Source organism: Pseudomonas sp. B10, from assembly GCF_900156235.1.
In the GTDB taxonomy this organism is placed as follows: domain Bacteria; phylum Pseudomonadota; class Gammaproteobacteria; order Pseudomonadales; family Pseudomonadaceae; genus Aquipseudomonas; species Aquipseudomonas siliginis.
The window spans coordinates 5,863,810-5,882,498 of the sequence record NZ_LT707063.1 but is presented as its reverse complement, the minus strand read 5'-3'; the positions used below and the strand labels follow the sequence as shown (position 1 = coordinate 5,882,498).

General features: G+C 60.8%; 17 protein-coding genes. 11 read left to right on the top strand and 6 right to left on the bottom strand.

The window, feature by feature from the left end:
* Positions 1-112 precede the first annotated feature (112 nt).
* Positions 113-1,063 (top strand): DUF1853 family protein, encoded by a 951-nt coding sequence (locus BXA01_RS26775; RefSeq protein WP_076567554.1) that lies wholly within the window; start codon positions 113-115, stop codon positions 1,061-1,063.
* A gap of 116 nt (positions 1,064-1,179) precedes the next feature.
* Here BXA01_RS26775 and BXA01_RS26770 read toward each other — a convergent pair whose 3' ends face one another.
* Both BXA01_RS26770 and BXA01_RS26765 read right to left on the bottom strand, forming a co-directional pair.
* Entirely contained in the window at positions 1,180-2,463 is a 1,284-nt protein-coding gene (locus BXA01_RS26770) for an arsenic transporter (protein ID WP_076567551.1), read from the bottom strand.
* A gap of 149 nt (positions 2,464-2,612) precedes the next feature.
* Positions 2,613-3,170, bottom strand: a complete 558-nt coding sequence (locus tag BXA01_RS26765; RefSeq protein WP_039763234.1) for an NADPH-dependent FMN reductase — start codon at positions 3,168-3,170, stop codon at positions 2,613-2,615.
* Between the two features lie 183 nt (positions 3,171-3,353).
* On the opposite strand from BXA01_RS26765, the gene BXA01_RS26760 reads away from it, so the two are divergent.
* Both BXA01_RS26760 and BXA01_RS26755 read left to right on the top strand, forming a co-directional pair.
* On the top strand, positions 3,354-3,584 hold the full coding sequence (locus BXA01_RS26760) for a hypothetical protein (RefSeq protein ID WP_076567548.1): 231 nt from the start codon (positions 3,354-3,356) through the stop codon (positions 3,582-3,584).
* 85 nt (positions 3,585-3,669) lie between these two features.
* Positions 3,670-4,563, top strand: coding sequence for a LysR family transcriptional regulator (locus BXA01_RS26755; RefSeq protein ID WP_076567546.1), 894 nt, complete (start codon positions 3,670-3,672; stop codon positions 4,561-4,563).
* On the opposite strand, the gene BXA01_RS26750 is transcribed toward BXA01_RS26755, so the two are convergent.
* The 4 genes from BXA01_RS26750 to BXA01_RS26735 form a co-directional block, all read right to left on the bottom strand.
* Positions 4,529-5,143 (bottom strand): GNAT family N-acetyltransferase, encoded by a 615-nt coding sequence (locus BXA01_RS26750; RefSeq protein ID WP_016774208.1) that lies wholly within the window; start codon positions 5,141-5,143, stop codon positions 4,529-4,531. The two genes, BXA01_RS26755 and BXA01_RS26750, sit on opposite strands and share 35 nt — an antisense overlap.
* A gap of 297 nt (positions 5,144-5,440) precedes the next feature.
* Entirely contained in the window at positions 5,441-6,199 is a 759-nt protein-coding gene (gene dnaQ / locus BXA01_RS26745) for a DNA polymerase III subunit epsilon (protein WP_024012494.1), read from the bottom strand.
* A gap of 202 nt (positions 6,200-6,401) precedes the next feature.
* Entirely contained in the window at positions 6,402-6,872 is a 471-nt protein-coding gene (gene rnhA, locus BXA01_RS26740; protein ID WP_007910572.1) for a ribonuclease HI, read from the bottom strand.
* A gap of 90 nt (positions 6,873-6,962) precedes the next feature.
* Complete coding sequence (locus tag BXA01_RS26735) at positions 6,963-7,721, bottom strand: class I SAM-dependent methyltransferase (protein WP_076567543.1); 759 nt, start codon at positions 7,719-7,721, stop codon at positions 6,963-6,965.
* A gap of 66 nt (positions 7,722-7,787) precedes the next feature.
* Here BXA01_RS26735 and gloB point away from each other — a divergent pair, with 66 nt between their 5' ends.
* The 8 genes from gloB to fabI all read left to right on the top strand — a co-directional run bounded on the left by gloB (position 7,788) and on the right by fabI (position 18,642).
* Positions 7,788-8,555: a hydroxyacylglutathione hydrolase gene (gene gloB, locus BXA01_RS26730; RefSeq protein ID WP_076567834.1), complete on the top strand. Its 768-nt coding sequence runs from the start codon at positions 7,788-7,790 to the stop codon at positions 8,553-8,555.
* Between the two features lie 99 nt (positions 8,556-8,654).
* Positions 8,655-10,118 carry a transglycosylase SLT domain-containing protein gene (locus BXA01_RS26725; RefSeq protein WP_016774157.1) on the top strand — a complete coding sequence of 488 codons (1,464 nt, stop codon included), beginning with the start codon at positions 8,655-8,657 and terminating at the stop codon, positions 10,116-10,118.
* A gap of 328 nt (positions 10,119-10,446) precedes the next feature.
* Entirely contained in the window at positions 10,447-12,279 is a 1,833-nt protein-coding gene (locus BXA01_RS26720) for an extracellular solute-binding protein (protein WP_076567540.1), read from the top strand.
* Positions 12,276-14,117, top strand: a complete 1,842-nt coding sequence (locus BXA01_RS26715; RefSeq protein ID WP_076567537.1) for an extracellular solute-binding protein — start codon at positions 12,276-12,278, stop codon at positions 14,115-14,117. The genes BXA01_RS26720 and BXA01_RS26715 overlap by 4 nt, the downstream gene beginning before the upstream one ends.
* 4 nt (positions 14,118-14,121) lie before the next feature.
* Entirely contained in the window at positions 14,122-15,195 is a 1,074-nt protein-coding gene (locus tag BXA01_RS26710; RefSeq protein WP_016774154.1) for a microcin C ABC transporter permease YejB, read from the top strand.
* Between the two features lies 1 nt (position 15,196).
* A complete protein-coding gene (locus tag BXA01_RS26705; RefSeq protein WP_016774153.1) occupies positions 15,197-16,216 on the top strand; it encodes an ABC transporter permease in 1,020 nt (339 codons plus the stop codon).
* A gap of 1 nt (position 16,217) precedes the next feature.
* Positions 16,218-17,828 (top strand): ABC transporter ATP-binding protein, encoded by a 1,611-nt coding sequence (locus tag BXA01_RS26700; RefSeq protein WP_076567534.1) that lies wholly within the window; start codon positions 16,218-16,220, stop codon positions 17,826-17,828.
* Between the two features lie 19 nt (positions 17,829-17,847).
* The gene (fabI, locus tag BXA01_RS26695) at positions 17,848-18,642 is read left to right on the top strand and encodes an enoyl-ACP reductase FabI (RefSeq protein WP_003202751.1); all 795 of its coding nucleotides are present in this window, start codon (positions 17,848-17,850) and stop codon (positions 18,640-18,642) included.
* Positions 18,643-18,689 lie beyond the last annotated feature (47 nt).

Here is an 18,689-nt window from a genome sequence, read left to right as displayed (position 1 = left end):
GACCTCTGCGGACAATCGAAAACGCGAAAACCCGATTATGGGCGAAAGCGCCAGATAGACAAAATCCTTTCAGCCTCAAGGGTGCGCTCAGGTTTAAGGCTATGCTCGCAAGATGATCCTGTTTCCCGATTTGTTGCAGTTGCCCCATCGATTACGCCATCCCGAAGTGCGGGACCTGGCGTGGGTGATCCTCGCCCCGCCGATGCTCGCCGCCACGCCGTGGCCCCAGCGCCATCCGCTTGCCGGCAGCGACTGGGTGCACGACCCGCAGCGCCTCGAACATTGGCTGCATCAGCTCGACCGCGACAGTTACGGCCTGCTGCAATGGCTGTCGCAGGCGCGCACCCGGCGTCTGGGCCTGTATTACGAGCGTCTGTGGCAGTTCGCCGTGGAGCATGCGCCGGGCATCGAACTGATCGCCGCCAACCTGCCGATTCGCCGCGCCGGGCACACCCTCGGCGAACTCGACATGCTGCTGCGTGACCGCGACGGCGTGCATCATCTGGAACTGGCGATCAAGCTCTACCTCGGTCCGCAGGATGGCGATGGCCGCGATCCGGCGCAGTGGCTGGGGCCGGGTTGTCATGATCGGCTGGATCGTAAGCTGGCACATCTGGCCGAGCATCAATTGCCGATCTCGGCGCGCCCGGAAAGCCGCGAGGTGCTCGCGGCGCTGGATATCGAAACCTTCAGCGCGCAGTTGTGGCTGGGCGGTTATCTGCTGTACCCGTGGCCCGGTCAGGCCGAGTCACCGCACGGCGCGCATCCGCAACATCTGCGTGGCAGTTGGCTGCATCAGAAGGACTGGCCGGCGTTTGTCGCCCAACGCCCGCCGGGCCGCTGGCAACCCCTGCCCCGCCACGCCTGGCTGGCGCCGGCGCATTACCCGGCGGATCAGGTCTGGACAGATGAGCACCTGCGTTTGTGGCTGGCAGACCTGCCAGCACTGGCCCCGGCGCAGTTGATGGTACGCCTGACCGAGAATGCCCAGGGCGAATGGGAAGAGGCGGAGCGGTTGTTTCTGGTGGCGGATCTTTGGCCGAATGTCCCCGGCCAAACCTGAGATTTGTGGTGTCTGACCCAAATCGCGAGCAGGCTCGCTCCCACAAAGAATGCATTTCAAATGTGGAATGCGATCCCCTGTGGGAGCGAGCCTGCTCGCGAAAAGAGCAACTCCATCTATAGGGATAACCGCACGGCCAACGCCGCCAACGTCACCAGCAACACCGGCACCGTCAGCACAATCCCGACGCGGAAGTAATAGCCCCAGCCAATGTGAATGCCCTTGCGCTCCAGCACGTGCAACCACAACAAGGTCGCCAGACTGCCGATCGGAGTGATCTTCGGCCCCAGGTCGCTGCCGATCACGTTGGCGTAGATCATCGCTTCCTTGATCACCCCGCTGGCCTGACTGGCATCGATCGACAGCAAGCCGATCAGTACCGTTGGCAGATTGTTCATGATCGACGACAGCAGCGCCGTCAGCACCCCGGTGCCCATGGCCGCGCCCCATACACCGTGCTCAGCGAACACGTCCAGCCATCCGGCGAGGTAACCGGTGAGCCCGGCGTTGCGCAGGCCGTACACCACCAGGTACATGCCCAGCGAGAAAATCACGATCTGCCACGGCGCTTCTTTCATAACCTTGCGCGTGGAGATCTTGTGGCCGCGCGCAGCGATGCCCAGTAGCAGCGCAGCACACACCGCCGAAATTGCGCTGATCGGAATGCCCAGCGGTTCGAGGGCGAAGCAGCCGATCAACAGGATCACCAGCACTGCCCAACCGGCATAGAACGTCGCTTTGTCGTGGATCGCGGTATGCGGGTTTTCCAGTTGTGCAGGATCGTACGCCGCCGGGATGTCGCGGCGAAAAAACCACAGCAACATCCCCAGCGTCGCCGCCACGCTGACGAAGTTGACCGGCACCATCACCGCTGCATAGCGGTTGAAGCCGATGTGGAAGAAGTCCGCCGAAACGATGTTGACCAGGTTCGACACCACCAGCGGCAGGCTCGCCGTGTCGGCAATGAACCCGGCGCCCATGACGAAGGCCAGCGTCGCCGCCGGTGAAAAGCGCAGCGCCAGCAGCATCGAAATCACGATCGGCGTGAGAATCAGCGCCGCACCGTCATTGGCGAACAACGCAGAGACCAGCGCACCAAGCAGCACCATGAAGGCAAACAGTTTGCGCCCACTGCCCCGCCCCCAACGCGCCACGTGCAGCGCTGCCCAATTGAAAAAGCCAGCCTCGTCGAGCAACAGGCTGATGATGATCAGCGCGACGAAGGTGCCGGTGGCGTTCCAGATGATCTGCCAGACCAGCGGGATATCCGTGAGGTGAACGACGCCAAAAATCAACGCCAGCACGGCGCCCAACGTTGCACTCCAGCCGACGCCGAGACCTTTGGGTTGCCAGATGACGAGAGTGATGGTCAGCAGGAAAATCAGTGACGCAGCGAGCATTCGCAGGAGCCTTCAAATAGCGAAACGGGTGGAAATCGAACAAATGTGCGAGCGAGCCTGCTCGCGAAAGCGGTGAGCCAGACATGAAATTATTATCTGACACACAGCCTTCGCGAGCAGGCTCGCTCCCACAGTGAGTTTCGGTGAGCTTATTTCTTGTGTTGCTCGACGAACTGGCCGTACGCATCGATGAATTTCTGCAGGAACGGTTTCACCGAGTCGCTCAGCTTGCCCGCTTCATCAAACGCGTTGCCCGCACCGCCCAGATACGCTTCCGGCTGTTGCAGGCAATGGATATCGAGGAAAACAAAAGTCTGGCGCAGGTGCTGGTTGGCGCCGAAGCCGCCGATGGCGCCTGGCGATACGCTGATCACCGCGCCGGGTTTGCCGCTCCACGCGCTCTGGCCATAAGGGCGCGAACCGACGTCGATGGCATTCTTCAACGGTGCCGGGATCGAGCGGTTGTACTCGGGGGTAACAAACAGCACCGCGTCGGATGACGCCACTTTCTGACGGAAAGTGCTGTAGGCTGCCGGCGGAGAATCGCCGTCGATGTCTTCGTTGTACAGCGGCAGTTCACCGATTTCGACAATCTCGAGCTTGAGATTGGCCGGTGCCAGTTCGGCGAGGGCCAGTGCGACTTTGCGATTGATCGATGCTTTGCGAAGGCTACCGACCACTACAGCGACGTTGTAGACATTGCTCATGGATGACTCTCGATGGTCCGTGGGAAGAGTCGCTAGTTATAGATGATCCAGTGACATTTTCACCAGTGGTCATTGGTTTTTCCTGCGCGAGGAATATTTTTTTCCTGTAGGAAAACTTACCGAGCTTGCTGACGGTCTACAAAGCCGCAAATCAAGCGTTTTATCTCCAGAGGTTCTAAGCAGATGGCAGCAGTACTCGTCGGTCAGTTTCATGCAAGAGATGCGGAAGGCCGCGTTTATTCCGTGCATGAATTCCAGGAATCGAACCCGTCTGCAGACGGATCCACTGGCTCGGAGCCCATTTACAAACTCGCCATTGGCGATCGGGTCACCAAGGTCAGTGACAGCGAGTTTCTCCTGGTTCAGTCAGGCATTACCCTGATCCGCGAACCCGAGCCAACCGTTGCTTCATAACCCTGCATTATGAGCAGAAGTCATGCGAGCGGACTTGGGGTAGGATTCAGCGTCTGACCCCACCTGCTGAACATGGACTTCACGCATGCGTTTACGCCACATCGAAGTGATTCAGGCGCTCTTGCAGACCGGTCACCTGGGCACCGCCGCCGAATGGCTGCAATTGCCGGTGACCGAGGTCGAAGAGCGTTTGCGCGAAGCCGAGAGTCAGTTGGGGTTCATGTTGTTCGCCAGCGTTCGCGGGCGCCTGCAATCGACCCCCGAAGCGCGCGCCTTGCAAGTGGAAATCGCGCACATCTATGAGGCGCTGGAGCCGGTGCAGCGTCTGGCCAGCAGCCTCAAGCAATACCTCGCCCCGCCCTTGCGCATCATCGGCACCCCGCCGCTGACTCAACAATTACTGCCACAAAGCCTTGCGACCCTGCGTCGACGCCTGCCCGACGCACCGTGCAGCCTGCTCAGCGCGCCGACTCGCGACATCGTCCGCAGCCTGTTATTGCGCGAAAGCGATCTGGGCCTGAGCCTGCACGACCCCGAACATCCCGATATCCATTGCCAGCCGTTGGCCCAGGGCAAGCTGCAATTGCTCGCTCCGCACGGCTGGCTGCAGCCGAAACAGAAATACATTTCTCTGGCAGACCTGGCCGGTCAGGCCATGGTCGGTCTCGAAGGTCAGGATCCGCTGAGCCCGGCGCTGGAAAACAAACTCCAGGCCCTGCGCCCGGCGCCAAGCATTCAGACCCGCGTGCAGACCCATCAGATGATGCGCAGCATGGTCGAGGCCGGCGAAGGTCTGGCCATCGTCGATCCGTTCACCGCTTTGGGCGCTCGCGCCGGTGGGCTTGACGTCTGCCCGCTGTCACCGGCAGTCCCGATCAGCCTCTACGCCCTGACCTTCAAACATGCCGCGCCGTCGGCGGCGATTCAGACCTTGCTGGCGATCATCACGGAACAAGCCGAGGCGATGTTGTCGAGCTGAGTGGTTTTTCCAGCGGATTATCGAACAGGCGATACCAGAACAATGCGACTTCGGCGGTGTGCGGATCGATGCCGCGATAGCGCAACTGGTCGATGCCGCCGATCACATAACCGCAGCGCTCATACAGCCGACAGGCGCCGAGGTTGTTGTTCTGGGTTTCGAGCATGATGCCCGGCAGCTTCTTCTTGCGACTCCAGAACTGCGCGACATCGAGCAACGCCTTGGCCACACCGTGGCGGCGGGCCGGGGCGTGCACCGCCAGTTCATCGATATGGGCAAAGCCGTTCCAGTTAGTGCTGATCACCAGGTGGCCGACCGGCTCGTCGTCCAGATACGCCATGAAAATCGCACTGTCGGGCGCGTTGTGAAAGGCGCTGAATTCTTCGGGATCAATACCGTAGCACTTGCGGTACGGCACGATCGGCGTCACCGGCCATTGCTCGACCGGTTTGCCGATCACGGCAGCGCCGTAGGCCGCGACCTCGAAACTGAAGTCGCTGCCCCAGATATACGGCGCAAAACCTTCGTCGGCGACCCGCACCGACAACCCTGGGTATTTCGGATTCATGACCGGTTGCATACTGGGAAAAGTCCTCATTCCTTGACGCAGCCGACAGTGTCGACCTTGCTGTCGCGATGGATGATTGCCAGCGCAAATTTCAACTCTTTGTACATGAGGCTCAGTGTCCTGAGGCGGCAGATTTGCACCTGACCAGTGCACTCAGGGTAGAGGGTTGCGACGAATGTGGCGAGAGTGGCAACTTGGCTCCATGTCGCCAAACGCAAAAATCGCTGCCTTCCTGGCCCCTATTATGGAATGCAATCCCTTTAGGAGCTGCCGAAGGCTGCGATCTTTTGATCTTTGATCTTCAGGTTTTCAGGCCTGCGCATCAGCCTCGGCAATCTGCGTCCACAACGCCGGCGCACCCGCCGATTTGGCGATGATTTCCAGCCGCACCAGATGCGCCGCCAGTTCTTCTTCGGTCGCCCGGATGATGCGTGCTGGCTGGCGATCGACCGGCAGGCGGCGGATTTCCGTAGCCGAGTTGTCGGCACCCTCACCCGTGCCATTGCCATCGGAGGCGTTGCCGGCCAGCGACAGGCTGGTCTGGCCGCCGGTCATGGTCAGGTAGACGTCGGCGAGAATCTCCGAGTCGAGCAAAGCGCCGTGCAGTTCACGGCCGGAGTTGTCGACGCCGTAACGCTTGCACAACGCATCGAGGCTGTTGCGCTGCCCCGGGTGACGTTCCCGGGCCATCATCAGGGTATCGAGGATGGTGCAATGCTGGGTGATATCGGCGCGATCGTGCTGGCCCATCAAGGCGAATTCGTTGTTGATGAAGCCAACGTCGAACGCCGCGTTGTGGATGATCAGTTGCGCGCCCTGGATGAACTCGAAGAACTCATCGGCAACTTCGGCAAAGCGCGGCTTGCCGACGAGGAATTCGTTGGTGATGCCGTGCACACCGATCGCACCTTCGTCGCTCTCGCGATCCGGTTGCAGATAAACGTGAAAGTGCCGGCCCGTCAGGCGCCGACCGATCAGTTCGACGCAACCGATTTCAATGATCCGGTGACCATCGGTCACCGGCATGCCGGTGGTTTCGGTATCGAGTACAACGGATCTGGTGGCCATCAGTGCTCAGCTCTCAACGGGTCAATCGGGCAAAGGCGCGGATATTAACACGCTCGGCGGGGTGTTTCAGTCAGACCGTGGCGGGTTCTTCGCGAGCAGGCTCGCTCCCACATTGGAATGCATTCCAATTCAAGGCCTGGAATACATTTCCCTGTGGGAGCGAGCCTGCTCGCGAATGGCTACGCCACGGTTAGAAGCGAAATCAGCTCTGCTTGTAACCGCGAACTTCATCCACCCCACGGTTGGCCAGCTGGTCAGCCCGCTCGTTACCGTGATGACCAATGTGCCCGCGCACCCATTTCCAGGTGACTTTGTGGCGATTGACCTGCTCGTCCAGCTCTTTCCACAGATCGGCGTTTTTCACCGGTTCTTTCGCAGCGGTTTTCCAGCCGCGCTTCTTCCAGTTGGCCATCCACTCGTTGATGCCTTTCATCACGTATTGCGAGTCGGTGACCAGCAGCACTTCGCAGGGGCGCTTAAGCGCTTCGAGGCCACGAATCGCGCCGAGCAGCTCCATGCGGTTGTTGGTGGTGTTGGCCTCGCCGCCCCACAGTTCCTTTTCGACGCCCTTGCACACCAGCAGCGCGCCCCAGCCGCCGGGGCCGGGGTTGCCCTTGCAGGCGCCGTCGGTGAACAGTTCTACGGTGTCGACGCTTTCCACGCTTTCGCTCATGCCAGTCTTTCCAGAAAAATGCCTGTCCTGCCAATCACGGATCGACAATGACCGCGGCCGGGACAAGCCCGGCCACAAATAAAAGAAGATTTACGGTTCGATGCGGCGGCGGTTGACCTTGGCCATCGGCAGCGGAATCAGCTTGCCCATCGGCTCGCGGCGTTCCTGGCGCAATGGCCGCAGCCCCACCACGATCTTGCGCGCCACCAGCAGATAGAAGCCACCGCCGGACAATTGCCAGTCACCGGCCTTGCGTTCCCAGCCGGCCAGACGGTTCTGCCACTTGGGCGACGCGAGCGGCGGACGATAGCACCCGAAGCGGCGTTTCTCCAGCGCGAAGCCGAGCAGATTGAGCCAGTCGGCGACCCGCGACGGGGAGATGCAGCGCGCCTTGCGCAGGGCATCATTGGCGAAGAAATGCCGCAGCCCCCAACTGCTCCAAGGGTTGATGCCGACGATCAGCAGATGACCGCCGGGGCGCACGCTGCTCGCTGCTTCACGCAGCAAACCGTGGGGCGACAGGCAGAAATCCAGGCCATGCTGCATCACCACCACGTCGGCGGCGTGCTCGCTCAACGGCCAGGCCTGCTCTTCGCAAACGATCTCGACTCCGGGCAACGGTGCGCCGAGACGCACGTTGCGCTGCACTTGCGGCGCGGCCGGCGGGGTTTCGGCGGACGGGCCGTAATGCACCAGATAACCGCCGAAGAAGCGGCCGAGCTCGTCGTCGAGCATGCGCCGCTCTTCATCCAGCAGAAATTGCCCGAGCGGCCCCGACAGCCATTCGCGGGCGGCGCTGATCAATGCCAGCCAGTCGGGATCGGCCTGAGCGAACGCTTTATCGGTCATGTCATTCTCCAACGCGCCAGGAACTACTAAGATGCGCCAATGTTTTCTGCTTGGCGAATTCCGACGATGATACAGATCAGTGCCCTGCCCGCGTTCACCGACAACTACATCTGGTTGTTACAGGATCATCAGACCCAGCGCTGCGCGGTGGTTGATCCGGGCGACGCCGCCCCGGTGCAGGCGTGGCTTGACGCGCATCCGGGCTGGGTGCTCAGCGATATTCTGATCACTCACCATCACCATGACCATGTCGGCGGCGTCGAGCGCCTGAAAGCCGCGACCGGCGCCAAGGTCTACGGCCCGGCCAGCGAAAGCATTCCGGCGCGTGACGTAGCGCTCAAGGACAACGACAGCGTCAGCGTGCTCGGCTGGGACTTCGACGTCTATGCGGTGCCCGGTCACACCCTGGGGCACATCGCCTATTACCACCATGGCCTGCTGTTCTGCGGCGACACCCTGTTCGCCGCCGGTTGCGGCCGGTTGTTCGAAGGCACACCCGAGCAGATGTACCGCTCGCTCAGCCGTCTTGCGGCCCTGCCGGAAGATACGCTGGTTTACTGCACCCATGAATACACCTTGAGCAATCTGAAATTTGCCGCCGCCGTCGAGCCGGGCAATCCGGACATTGCCGCCCGTCTGGAAAAGGTCACCCAGCAACGGCAGAACGGCGTGATGACGTTGCCGTCGACTTTGGCCCTGGAAAAGTTTACCAATCCGTTTTTACGCACTTCTGAAACATTGGTTACACAAAAAGTGGACGAACGGGAAGGCGCTCAAAACCGGGAGCCGAGCGAGGTATTTGCGGCTCTGCGGGCATGGAAAGACAAGTTCTGACGACCGCGCCGGCCGGGGCAAAAATTCTCAATGGTTGACCGCAGGGGGTGCGCTTTCTAGAATCGCCCGACATTTTTGCCCGGAACTTACTTCCAGCCAATGTCGTCATCCATACGTAAGTCCGTCAATTCAGATGCTTTGACCCGCCTGGCGCAAGCCATCGCGGTGGCTGTGTCCGCCACGCTGGCGGGTTGCTCCAGCCACGCTCCACAGACTGAAGCGACGCACACGCCGAACATTGCTGCGCGAGCCAAGCAGAAGCCGATCTGGCTGACCGAGAAGCCCACTCCCGTGGCGCCCCAGGACATCTGGGAACGCATGCGCCAGGGCTTCCAGTTGCAGGAAGGCCTTGGCGTCAATCCGCGCATCGAGCAACAGCGCCTGTGGTTCGCCAGTAATCCCTCTTTTCTCGAGAATGCCGGCGAACGCGGCAGCCTCTACATTCATTACATCGTCGAACGCCTCGAAGAACGCAACATGCCGTTGGAACTGGCCCTGCTGCCAGTGATCGAGAGCGCGTACAACCCGATGGCCTACTCCCGCGCCGATGCGGTGGGCCTGTGGCAATTCATTCCGTCCACCGGGCGCTACTTCAACCTGCGCCAGACCCGCTTCTACGACGGTCGTCGCGACATCACCGCTTCGACCACGGCAGCGATGGATTACCTGACCCGCCTGCACGACATGTTCAACGGCGACTGGCTGCTGGCTCTGGCGGCCTACAACGCCGGTGAAGGCACCGTCAGCCGCGCGATCGAACGCAACGAAAAGCTTGGCCTGCCCACCGACTACTGGAACCTGCCGCTGCCGGCGGAAACCCAGGCCTATGTGCCGAAGTTGCTGGCACTGTCGCAAGTGGTACTGGCGCCTGAAGCCTACGGCGTCAACCTCAACCCGATCGCCAACGAGCCGTACTTCCAGGTCGTCGAAATCAACCAGCGCATGGACCTGTCCAAGGTCGCTGCGGTGGCGAACATCGATGAAGACGAACTGTTCCAGCTCAATCCGGCGTTCAAACAGCGCACCACCATCGACGGTCCGCAGCACTTGCTGGTGCCGACGTCCAAGGCGCAACTGCTGACCGCCAGTCTGCAGACCATGCGCCCGGACGAACTGATCAGCCCGCGCTCGCTGAAACCGGTGTTCGAAGGCGCCGATCCGTCGGAAGTGGCACAGCTCAAGCGCGCCTATCGGGTCAAGCGTGGCGACAACCTCGGCTCCATCGCCAAGGCCAACAAGGTCGAAGTCAAGGATCTGCAGCGCTGGAACAAGCTGACCGGCAAGAATCTCAAGGTCGGCCAGACCCTGGTCATGCAGGACAACACCAAGCGTGCCCCGGCGCGCAAGTCCGGCCGGGTCAACACCGTGGTCGCGGCGAATACCAAGAGCAAAGGCAAGGACGAGAGCAAGCAGCAGACCCGGTACAAGGTCAAGCGCGGCGACACCCTGTACGTGGTGGCCAAGCGCTTCAACGTTGAGATGCAACATCTAAAGCGCTGGAATCCGGGTGCTGGCAAGGCGTTGAAGCCGGGGCAAATGCTCACGGTTTATCAGCCGCACTGATTGAAGAGCCCCTGAATTCAGGGGCTTTTTATTGCCGATTGCTTTGTGCTAGGCGAAACATTGTGGCGAGGGGATTTATCCCCGCTGGGGCGCGCAGCGGCCCCGTTTTTTCTGCATCTTGAAGAAGGGACTGCTGCGCAGTCCAGCGGGGATAAATCCCCTCGCCACAGATCAATTCTCCTCGCCACAGATAAATCCCCCCACCACAGAAACAAATCGGCGCAACATCGTGTAGCGATTAACCCGCCATTAACCCGCATCTTTTTCCTGTCCAGACAAGCTGTTACTGTACGGCCCACAAAGCCCAAGCCGCTGGATCGGATCTGACTTGAAGCGTGCCCTCTCCCTGCTCCTGATCAGCCTGGCCTTGAGCTCACCCGCAAGCGCGACGATTACCGAAAGTCATGGTTATGCGCAGTTCGGCACGCTCAAGTACCCGGCCAGATTTACCCACTTCGACTGGGTCAACCCGCAAGCGCCCAAGGGCGGTACGTTGCGGGTAATGGCGTTCGGCACCTTCGATACGGTCAATCCGTATACGTTCAAGGGCACCAGCCCGGTCACCACCGCCAATTTTCTCCAGTACGGCATCAACGAGCTCAACGAGCCGCTGATGGTTGGCACCGGGCAGTATTCGCCGTCCGGCGACGAGCCGGCGTCGAGCTACGGTTTGATCGCACAATCGGTGGAGTACAGCGAAGATCGCAGCTGGGTCGTCTTCAATTTGCGCCCCGAAGCGCGCTTTCACGACGGCGCGCCGATCACCGCCTACGACGTGGCATTCTCCTATCGAACGCTGCTCAAGGACGGTCATCCGCTGTATCGCACGGCCCTGCAGGAAGTGCTGCGGGTCGACATCCTCAACAAACAGCGCATTCGCTTTGTGTTCAAGCGCTCGGGCAATCCGCTGCTGATCCTGCGCCTGGGCGAGTTGCCGGTGCTGCCGCAGCATTACTGGAAAGACCGCGACTTCAAAGCCACCACCTTCGAACCGCCGCTGGGTAGCGGGCCGTACCGCATCACGTCGGTCACGCCGGGTCGGCAGCTGATGTTCGAGCGGGTCAAGGATTATTGGGGCAAGGATCTGCCGGTCAATCGCGGCAAGTACAATTTCGATCGCATGGACGTCGAGTTCTACCGCGACAGCGATGTCGCCTTCGAAGCGTTCAAGGCCGGAGAGTTCGACATCTACATCGAGCATCAGGCGAAGAACTGGGTCAACGGCTACAACTTCCCTGCGGTACGTCGTGGCGAAGTGATCAAGGTGCAGATCCCGCATCAGATCCCGACCCAGACTCAGGGCCTGTTCATGAACAGCCGCCGCGCGACCTTCGCCGATGTCAGGACGCGCGAAGCGTTGGGTCTGATGTTCGACTTCGAATGGACCAACCGCGCGCTGTTCAGCGATGCCTATAAACGCACCAGCAGCTACTACCCCAACAGCGAATTCACTGCGTCCGGCCTGCCGGTCGGGCATGAATGGCTGATGCTCAAGCCTTACAAGGAGCAGTTGCCAGCCCGGCTGTTCACCGAGCCGTTCACCCTGCCGAAAACCGACGGCCGTGGCATCCCGCGCGAGACCATGCGTAAAGCCCTCGCCCTGCTCGCCGAGGCCGGTTGGAAGCTCCACGGCCAGCGCCTGCAAAACAAAGACGGCCAACCGCTGCGTTTCGAACTGCTGCTGGTCAATCCGAGCCTGGAGCGTCTCTATCAGCCGTACATCGAAAACCTCAACAGCATCGGCATCGACGCGCGCCTGCGCACCGTCGATCGCGCCCAGTACAAACAGCGCCTCGACCAATTCGATTTCGACATGATCTCGATGACCCTCGGCCAGACCCTGAGCCCGGGCCTTGAGCAGTGGCAGTACTTCCACTCCAGCCAGGTGAACGTCAAGGGCAGCAAGAATTACGCGGGCATCGCCAACCCGGTGGTCGATCACCTGCTCGAACAGTTGCTCGCCGCGCGCACCCGCGACGAGCAGGTCGCCGCCGGCAAAGCGCTCGATCGCGTGCTGCTCTGGCAGCACTACAGCATTCCCAACTGGTATCTCAATTATCACCGTCTGGCCTACCGCAACCGGTTGGCCTTTGTCACCACGCCGCCCTACACCCTGGGCCTGAGCGCATGGTGGCTGAAGTCTTCGGAGAAAGATCGATGAACGCTGTTCGCACCCTGCTCGTGCAGGCCAGCGGCTTGCTGTTCGCCGGGCTGGCCTGGGCCGCCCCGCAACACGCCGTGACCCTGTATAACGAGCCGCCAAAATACCCGGCCGATTTCAAGCATTTCGATTACGTGAACCCTGATGCGCCCAAGGGCGGTGTGTTTCGTCAGGCCGGTTTTGGCGGCTTCGATAGCCTCAACCCGTTCATCAACAAAGGCGTGCCCGCCGATGACATCGGCCAGATCTACGACACCCTGACCAAACACAGCCTCGACGAGCCGTTCACCGAGTACGGCCTGATTGCCAGCAAGATCGAAAAAGCCGACGACAACAGTTGGGTGCGCTTCTACCTGCGCCCGGAAGCACGCTTCCACGACGGCCACCCGGTGCGCGCCGAAGATGTCGTGTTCAGCTTCGAGACGCTGACCAAGGAAGGCTCGCCGATGTTTCGCGGCTACTACAATGACGTTGCCGAAGCCATCGCCGAAGACCCGTTGAAAGTCTTGTTCAAGTTCAAGCACAGCAACAACCGCGAGCTGCCGCTGATCCTCGGCCAGTTGCCGGTCCTGCCAAAACACTGGTGGGCCAGTCGCGACTTCAACAAGGGCAATCTGGAAATCCCGCTGGGCAGCGGCCCGTACAAGGTCACCCAAGTGAAGGCCGGCCGTTCGGTACGTTACGAACGGGTCAAGGATTACTGGGGCAAGGACTTGCCGGTCAACCGTGGCTTCTACAACTTCGACACGATGACCACCGACTATTACCGCGACAACACCGTCGCCCTCGAAGCGCTGAAGGCCGGGCAGTTCGATTACTGGCTGGAAATGACCGCGAAGAACTGGGCCAGCGCCTATAACGTTCCGGCGGTCACCGAGGGGCGCTTGATCAAGGAACTGATCCCCAATAGCAACCCGACCGGCATGCAGGGCTTCGTCTTCAACTTGCGCCGCCCGGTGTTCCAGGATGTGCGCGTGCGTCAGGCGCTGGGGCTGCTGTTCGACTTCGAATGGACCAACAAGCAATTGTTCAACGGCGCCTACGTGCGCACCCGCAGTTACTTCGAGAACTCGGAAATGGCCGCCACCGGCCTGCCGGACCCCGAGCAACGGAAGATCCTCGAACCGTTCCGCAGCCAACTGCCGGCCCAGGTGTTCAGCGAAGCCTTTGAAAATCCCAAGACCGACGCCAGCGGCATGATCCGCACCCAGCAGCGTGAGGCCTATCAACTGCTGCAAGAGGCCGGCTGGAAGATCGTCGACGACAAAATGGTCGACGCCACCGGCAAACCGGTAGTGATCGAATTCCTCCTCGCCCAGACCGAATTCGAACGGGTGCTGCTGCCGTTCAAGCGCAACCTCAGCGACCTCGGCATCGATCTGGTCATCCGCCGCGTCGACGTCTCGCAGTACATCAACCGCGTACGCTCGCGGGACTTCGACATGATGGTCGGCAGTTTTCCGCAGTCCAACTCGCCGGGCAACGAGCAACGCGAGTACTGGATGAGCGCCGCCGCCGACAAACCGAGCAGCCGCAACAGCATGGGCCTCAAAGACCCGACCGTTGACCAACTGGTGGAAAGCCTGATCAACGCCGACTCGCGCAAAAGCCTGGTGGCCCACGCACGTGCGCTGGATCGCGTACTGCAATGGGGCTACTACGTGGTGCCCAACTGGCACATCAAGAGCTGGCGCGTGGCCTACTGGAACCACATCGGCCACCCGAAAACCTCGCCCAAGTACGACATCGGCATCAACACCTGGTGGGTCAAGCCTGACGCCAAGCCTGCCGTAGAAGTCGAAACCCAACTGCAAGCCGACCCTGCGGGCACGGAGTAATCAGATGCTGGCGTATATCTTTCGGCGACTGCTGCTGATCATCCCGACCCTGTTCGGCATCCTGCTGATCAACTTCGTGATCATCCAGGCCGCGCCCGGCGGGCCGGTCGAGCAGATGATCGCCAAGCTCGAAGGTTTCGAAGGCGCCACCAGCCGGATTGCCGGCGGCGGCGCCGAGGTCGCGGTGGCCGGCTCGTCCTACCGTGGCGCGCAGGGGCTGGACCCGGCGCTGATCAAGGAAATCGAGCACATGTACGGGTTCGACAAATCGGCCCCGGAACGTCTGTGGATCATGGTCAAGAACTACGCGCAGCTGGATTTCGGCGACAGTTTCTTCCGCGACGCCAAGGTCATCGACCTGATCAAGGAAAAGATGCCGGTGTCGATCTCGCTGGGGCTGTGGAGCACGCTGATCATGTACCTGGTGTCGATCCCGCTGGGCATCGCCAAGGCCACGCGGCACGGCAGCCACTTCGACGTCTGGACCAGTTCGGCGATCATCGTCGGCTATGCGATCCCGGCGTTTCTGTTTGCGATCCTGCTGATCGTGGTATTTGCCGGCGGCAGTTATCTGGACTGGTTCCCCCTGCGCGGGCTGACTTCGAACAACTTCGATGAGCTGAGCCTGGGCGGCAAGATCCTCGATTACTTCTGGCACCTGGCATTGCCGGTCACCGCGCTGGTGATCGGCAACTTCGCGACCATGACCCTGCTGACAAAAAACAGCTTCCTCGACGAAATCAACAAGCAGTATGTGGTCACCGCCAAGGCCAAAGGTCTGACCCGCCATCGCGTGCTTTACGGCCACGTGTTCCGCAACGCCATGCTGCTGGTGATTGCCGGTTTCCCGTCGGCATTCATCGGTATCTTCTTCACCGGCTCGTTGCTGGTGGAAGTGATCTTCTCTCTCGATGGTCTCGGCCTGATGAGTTTCGAGGCGGCGATCAATCGCGATTACCCGGTGGTGTTCGGCACGCTGTTCATCTTCACCCTGCTCGGACTGGTGGTGAAACTGATCGGCGACCTGACCTACACCTTTGTCGATCCGCGTATCGACTTCGCCAGCCGGGAGCATTGAGATGAACCTGTCCCCTCTCAACCGCCGGCGCTTCGAACTGTTCAAGGCCAACAAGCGTGGCTGGTGGTCGCTGTGGCTGTTTCTGATCCTGTTCGGCCTGAGTCTGGGCGCCGAGCTGATTGCCAACGACAAACCGCTGGTCGTGCATTACGACAACAACTGGTATTTCCCGGCGATCAAGCGCTACCCGGAAACCGCGTTCGGCGGCGAATTCCCGCTGGAAGCCAACTACAAGAGTCCGTACATCCGTGAGCTGCTCAAGGCCAAGGACGCGTGGATTCTGTGGGCGCCGATCCCCTACAGCTACCAGAGCATCAACTACGACCTGAAAGTCCCGGCCCCGGCGCCACCTTCGGCGGACAACCTGCTGGGCACCGACGATCAGGGCCGCGACGTGTTGGCGCGGGTGATCTACGGTTTCCGCATTTCCGTGTTGTTTGCGCTGACGCTGACCGTGCTGAGTTCGATCATCGGCGTGATTGCCGGGGCGCTACAGGGCTTTTATGGCGGCTGGGTCGATCTCGCCGGGCAGCGTTTTCTCGAGATCTGGTCGGGGCTGCCGGTGCTGTATCTGCTGATCATCCTCGCCAGTTTCGTCCAGCCGAATTTCTGGTGGCTGCTGGGGATCATGCTGCTGTTCTCGTGGATGAGCCTGGTCGATGTAGTGCGCGCCGAGTTCCTCCGTGGCCGCAATCTGGAATATGTGCGCGCCGCCCGCGCGCTGGGTATGCAGAACGGCGCGATCATGTTCCGTCACATCCTGCCCAACGCCATGGTCTCGACCATGACCTTCATGCCGTTCATCCTCACCGGCGCCATCGGCACCCTGACCGCGCTGGACTTTCTCGGCTTCGGCTTGCCGGCCGGCAGTCCGTCGCTGGGCGAACTGGTTGCCCAAGGCAAATCCAACCTGCAGGCGCCATGGCTGGGCATGAGCGCGTTTGCCGTGCTGGCGCTGATGTTGAGCCTGCTGGTGTTTATCGGCGAGTCCGCTCGCGATGCCTTCGACCCGAGGAAGTGAAATGAATCAGGACAATCTGATCGAAGTGCGCGACCTCGCCGTCGAATTCGGTTTCGGCGAGCGCGTCCACCGCGTGGTCGAGGGCGTGAGCTTCGACATCAAGCGCGGCGAAACCCTGGCGCTGGTCGGTGAATCGGGCTCGGGCAAATCGGTCACGGCGCATTCGATCCTGCGCCTGCTGCCCTACCCCATGGCGCGACATCCGGCCGGCAGCATCAATTACGCCGGGCAGAACCTGCTGGATTTGAGCGAGAAGACTATTCGCCATATTCGTGGCAACCGCATCGCCATGATCTTTCAGGAGCCGATGACCTCGCTCAATCCGCTGCACTCGATCGAAAAGCAGATCAACGAAGTGCTCGGCATCCACAAGGGCCTGAGCGGCAAAGTCGCGACCAAGCGCACTTTGGAACTGCTGGAGATGGTCGGCATTCCCGAGCCGCACAAGCGTCTCAAGGCCCTGCCCCATGAATTGTCCGGCGGCCAGCGCCAGCGCGTGATGATCGCCATGGCCCTGGCCAACGAGCCGGAATTGCTGATTGCCGACGAACCGACCACCGCGCTGGACGTGACCGTTCAGCTGAAAATCCTCGATTTGCTCAAGGATCTTCAGGCTCGATTGGGCATGTCGCTGCTACTGATCAGTCACGATTTGAACCTGGTGCGAAGAATTGCACATCGCGTATGTGTCATGCAGCGCGGTTGCATCGTCGAACAGGCATCGTGCGCAGAGCTGTTCCGTTCGCCGCAGCATCCGTACACTCGGGAATTGCTCGGCGCGGAGCCCAGCGGCGGCCCGGCGAGCAATGAAATCGGCGCGCCGCTGCTCGAAGTCGAGGACCTCAAAGTCTGGTTCCCGATCAAGAAAGGCCTGCTCAAACGCACGGTGGATTACGTCAAGGCAGTGGACGGCATCAATTTCAGCCTGCCTCAGGGCCAGACCCTGGGGATCGTCGGCGAAAGCGGTTCTGGTAAATCCACCCTCGGTCTGGCGATTTTGCGGCTGATCGGCAGCAAAGGCGCGATCCGCTTTGAAGGCAAGCAGCTAGACTGCCTGACGCAGAACGAGATTCGCCCGCTGCGGCGGGAGATGCAGGTGGTGTTTCAGGACCCGTTCGGCAGCCTGAGCCCGCGCATGTGCGTCAATGACATCGTTGGCGAAGGCCTGCGGATACACAAGATGGGCACCGCGACCGAACAGGAAGCGGCGATCATTGCGGCATTGAAGGAGGTAGGTCTGGATCCGGAAACCCGGCACCGCTACCCCCACGAATTTTCCGGAGGGCAACGGCAGCGAATCGCCATTGCCCGGGCCCTGGTGCTGAAACCGGCGCTGATCCTGCTGGACGAGCCGACTTCGGCGCTCGACCGGACGGTGCAGCGGCAAGTGGTGGAGCTGTTGCGTTCACTGCAAGCCAAGTACAACCTGACGTATTTGTTCATCAGCCATGACCTGGCTGTCGTCAAAGCGCTGAGCCACCAGCTGATGGTGGTCAAGCATGGCCAAGTGGTCGAACAGGGAGACGCGCAAAGTATCTTTGCCGCCCCCGAACATCCGTATACACAGCAGTTGCTGGAAGCCGCTTTTCTGGCACCAGCCACTGCGCAATAACCTGAAAGAGGAGCAACACATGGGTTTTCTCGCCGGTAAGCGCGTACTGATCGTCGGTGTCGCCAGCAAGCTGTCCATCGCATCCGGCATCGCTGCCGCCATGCATCGCGAGGGCGCTGAGCTTGCCTTCACTTATCAGAACGACAAACTCAAGGGTCGCGTCGAAGAGTTCGCACAAGGCTGGGGTTCGAGCCCTGAGCTGTGCTTCCCGTGCGACGTGGCCAGCGATGAAGAAATCGCCAAGGTCTTCGAAGAGCTGAGCAAGAAGTGGGACGGTCTGGACTGCATCGTCCACTCCGTCGGCTTCGCCCCGGGTGACCAACTGGACGGCGACTTCACCGAAGCCACCACTCGTGAAGGTTTCCGCATCGCTCACGACATCAGCGCCTACAGCTTCGTGGCCCTGGCCAAGGCTGGTCGCGAAATGATGAAAGGCCGCAACGGCAGCCTGCTGACCCTGTCGTACCTGGGCGCCGAGCGCACCATGCCGAACTACAACGTGATGGGCATGGCCAAGGCTTCGCTGGAAGCCGGCGTCCGTTACCTGGCCGGCTCCCTCGGTCCGGACGGCACCCGCGTCAACTGCGTATCGGCTGGCCCGATCCGCACCCTGGCCGCATCCGGCATCAAGAACTTCCGCAAGATGCTGGCCGCCAACGAAGCGCAGACTCCGCTGCGCCGCAACGTCACCATCGAAGAAGTCGGCAACGCCGGCGCCTTCCTGTGCTCCGACCTGGCGTCGGGCATCAGCGGTGAAATCATGTACGTCGACGGCGGCTTCAACACCACCGCGATGGGCAACATCGAAGAGTGATCTTCCTTTAGCCGTTAAAAAACCCGCCGGATCCGGCGGGTTTTTTT

Excerpts from the sequence above, each read along its gene's own strand:
- BXA01_RS26710 (WP_016774154.1), top strand. The coding sequence starts at position 14,122 with ATGCTGGCGTATATCTTTCGGCGACTGCTGCTGATCATCCCGACCCTG.
- rnhA (WP_007910572.1), bottom strand. The coding sequence starts at position 6,872 with ATGAGCGAAAGCGTGGAAAGCGTCGACACCGTAGAACTGTTCACCGAC.
- fabI (WP_003202751.1), top strand. The coding sequence starts at position 17,848 with ATGGGTTTTCTCGCCGGTAAGCGCGTACTGATCGTCGGTGTCGCCAGC.
- BXA01_RS26770 (WP_076567551.1), bottom strand. The coding sequence starts at position 2,463 with ATGCTCGCTGCGTCACTGATTTTCCTGCTGACCATCACTCTCGTCATC.
- BXA01_RS26725 (WP_016774157.1), top strand. The coding sequence starts at position 8,655 with ATGTCGTCATCCATACGTAAGTCCGTCAATTCAGATGCTTTGACCCGC.
- dnaQ (WP_024012494.1), bottom strand. The coding sequence starts at position 6,199 with ATGGCCACCAGATCCGTTGTACTCGATACCGAAACCACCGGCATGCCG.
- BXA01_RS26735 (WP_076567543.1), bottom strand. The coding sequence starts at position 7,721 with ATGACCGATAAAGCGTTCGCTCAGGCCGATCCCGACTGGCTGGCATTG.
- gloB (WP_076567834.1), top strand. The coding sequence starts at position 7,788 with ATGATACAGATCAGTGCCCTGCCCGCGTTCACCGACAACTACATCTGG.
- BXA01_RS26700 (WP_076567534.1), top strand. The coding sequence starts at position 16,218 with ATGAATCAGGACAATCTGATCGAAGTGCGCGACCTCGCCGTCGAATTC.
- BXA01_RS26755 (WP_076567546.1), top strand. The coding sequence starts at position 3,670 with ATGCGTTTACGCCACATCGAAGTGATTCAGGCGCTCTTGCAGACCGGT.
- BXA01_RS26750 (WP_016774208.1), bottom strand. The coding sequence starts at position 5,143 with ATGCAACCGGTCATGAATCCGAAATACCCAGGGTTGTCGGTGCGGGTC.
- BXA01_RS26760 (WP_076567548.1), top strand. The coding sequence starts at position 3,354 with ATGGCAGCAGTACTCGTCGGTCAGTTTCATGCAAGAGATGCGGAAGGC.
- BXA01_RS26775 (WP_076567554.1), top strand. The coding sequence starts at position 113 with ATGATCCTGTTTCCCGATTTGTTGCAGTTGCCCCATCGATTACGCCAT.
- BXA01_RS26765 (WP_039763234.1), bottom strand. The coding sequence starts at position 3,170 with ATGAGCAATGTCTACAACGTCGCTGTAGTGGTCGGTAGCCTTCGCAAA.
- BXA01_RS26715 (WP_076567537.1), top strand. The coding sequence starts at position 12,276 with ATGAACGCTGTTCGCACCCTGCTCGTGCAGGCCAGCGGCTTGCTGTTC.
- BXA01_RS26705 (WP_016774153.1), top strand. The coding sequence starts at position 15,197 with ATGAACCTGTCCCCTCTCAACCGCCGGCGCTTCGAACTGTTCAAGGCC.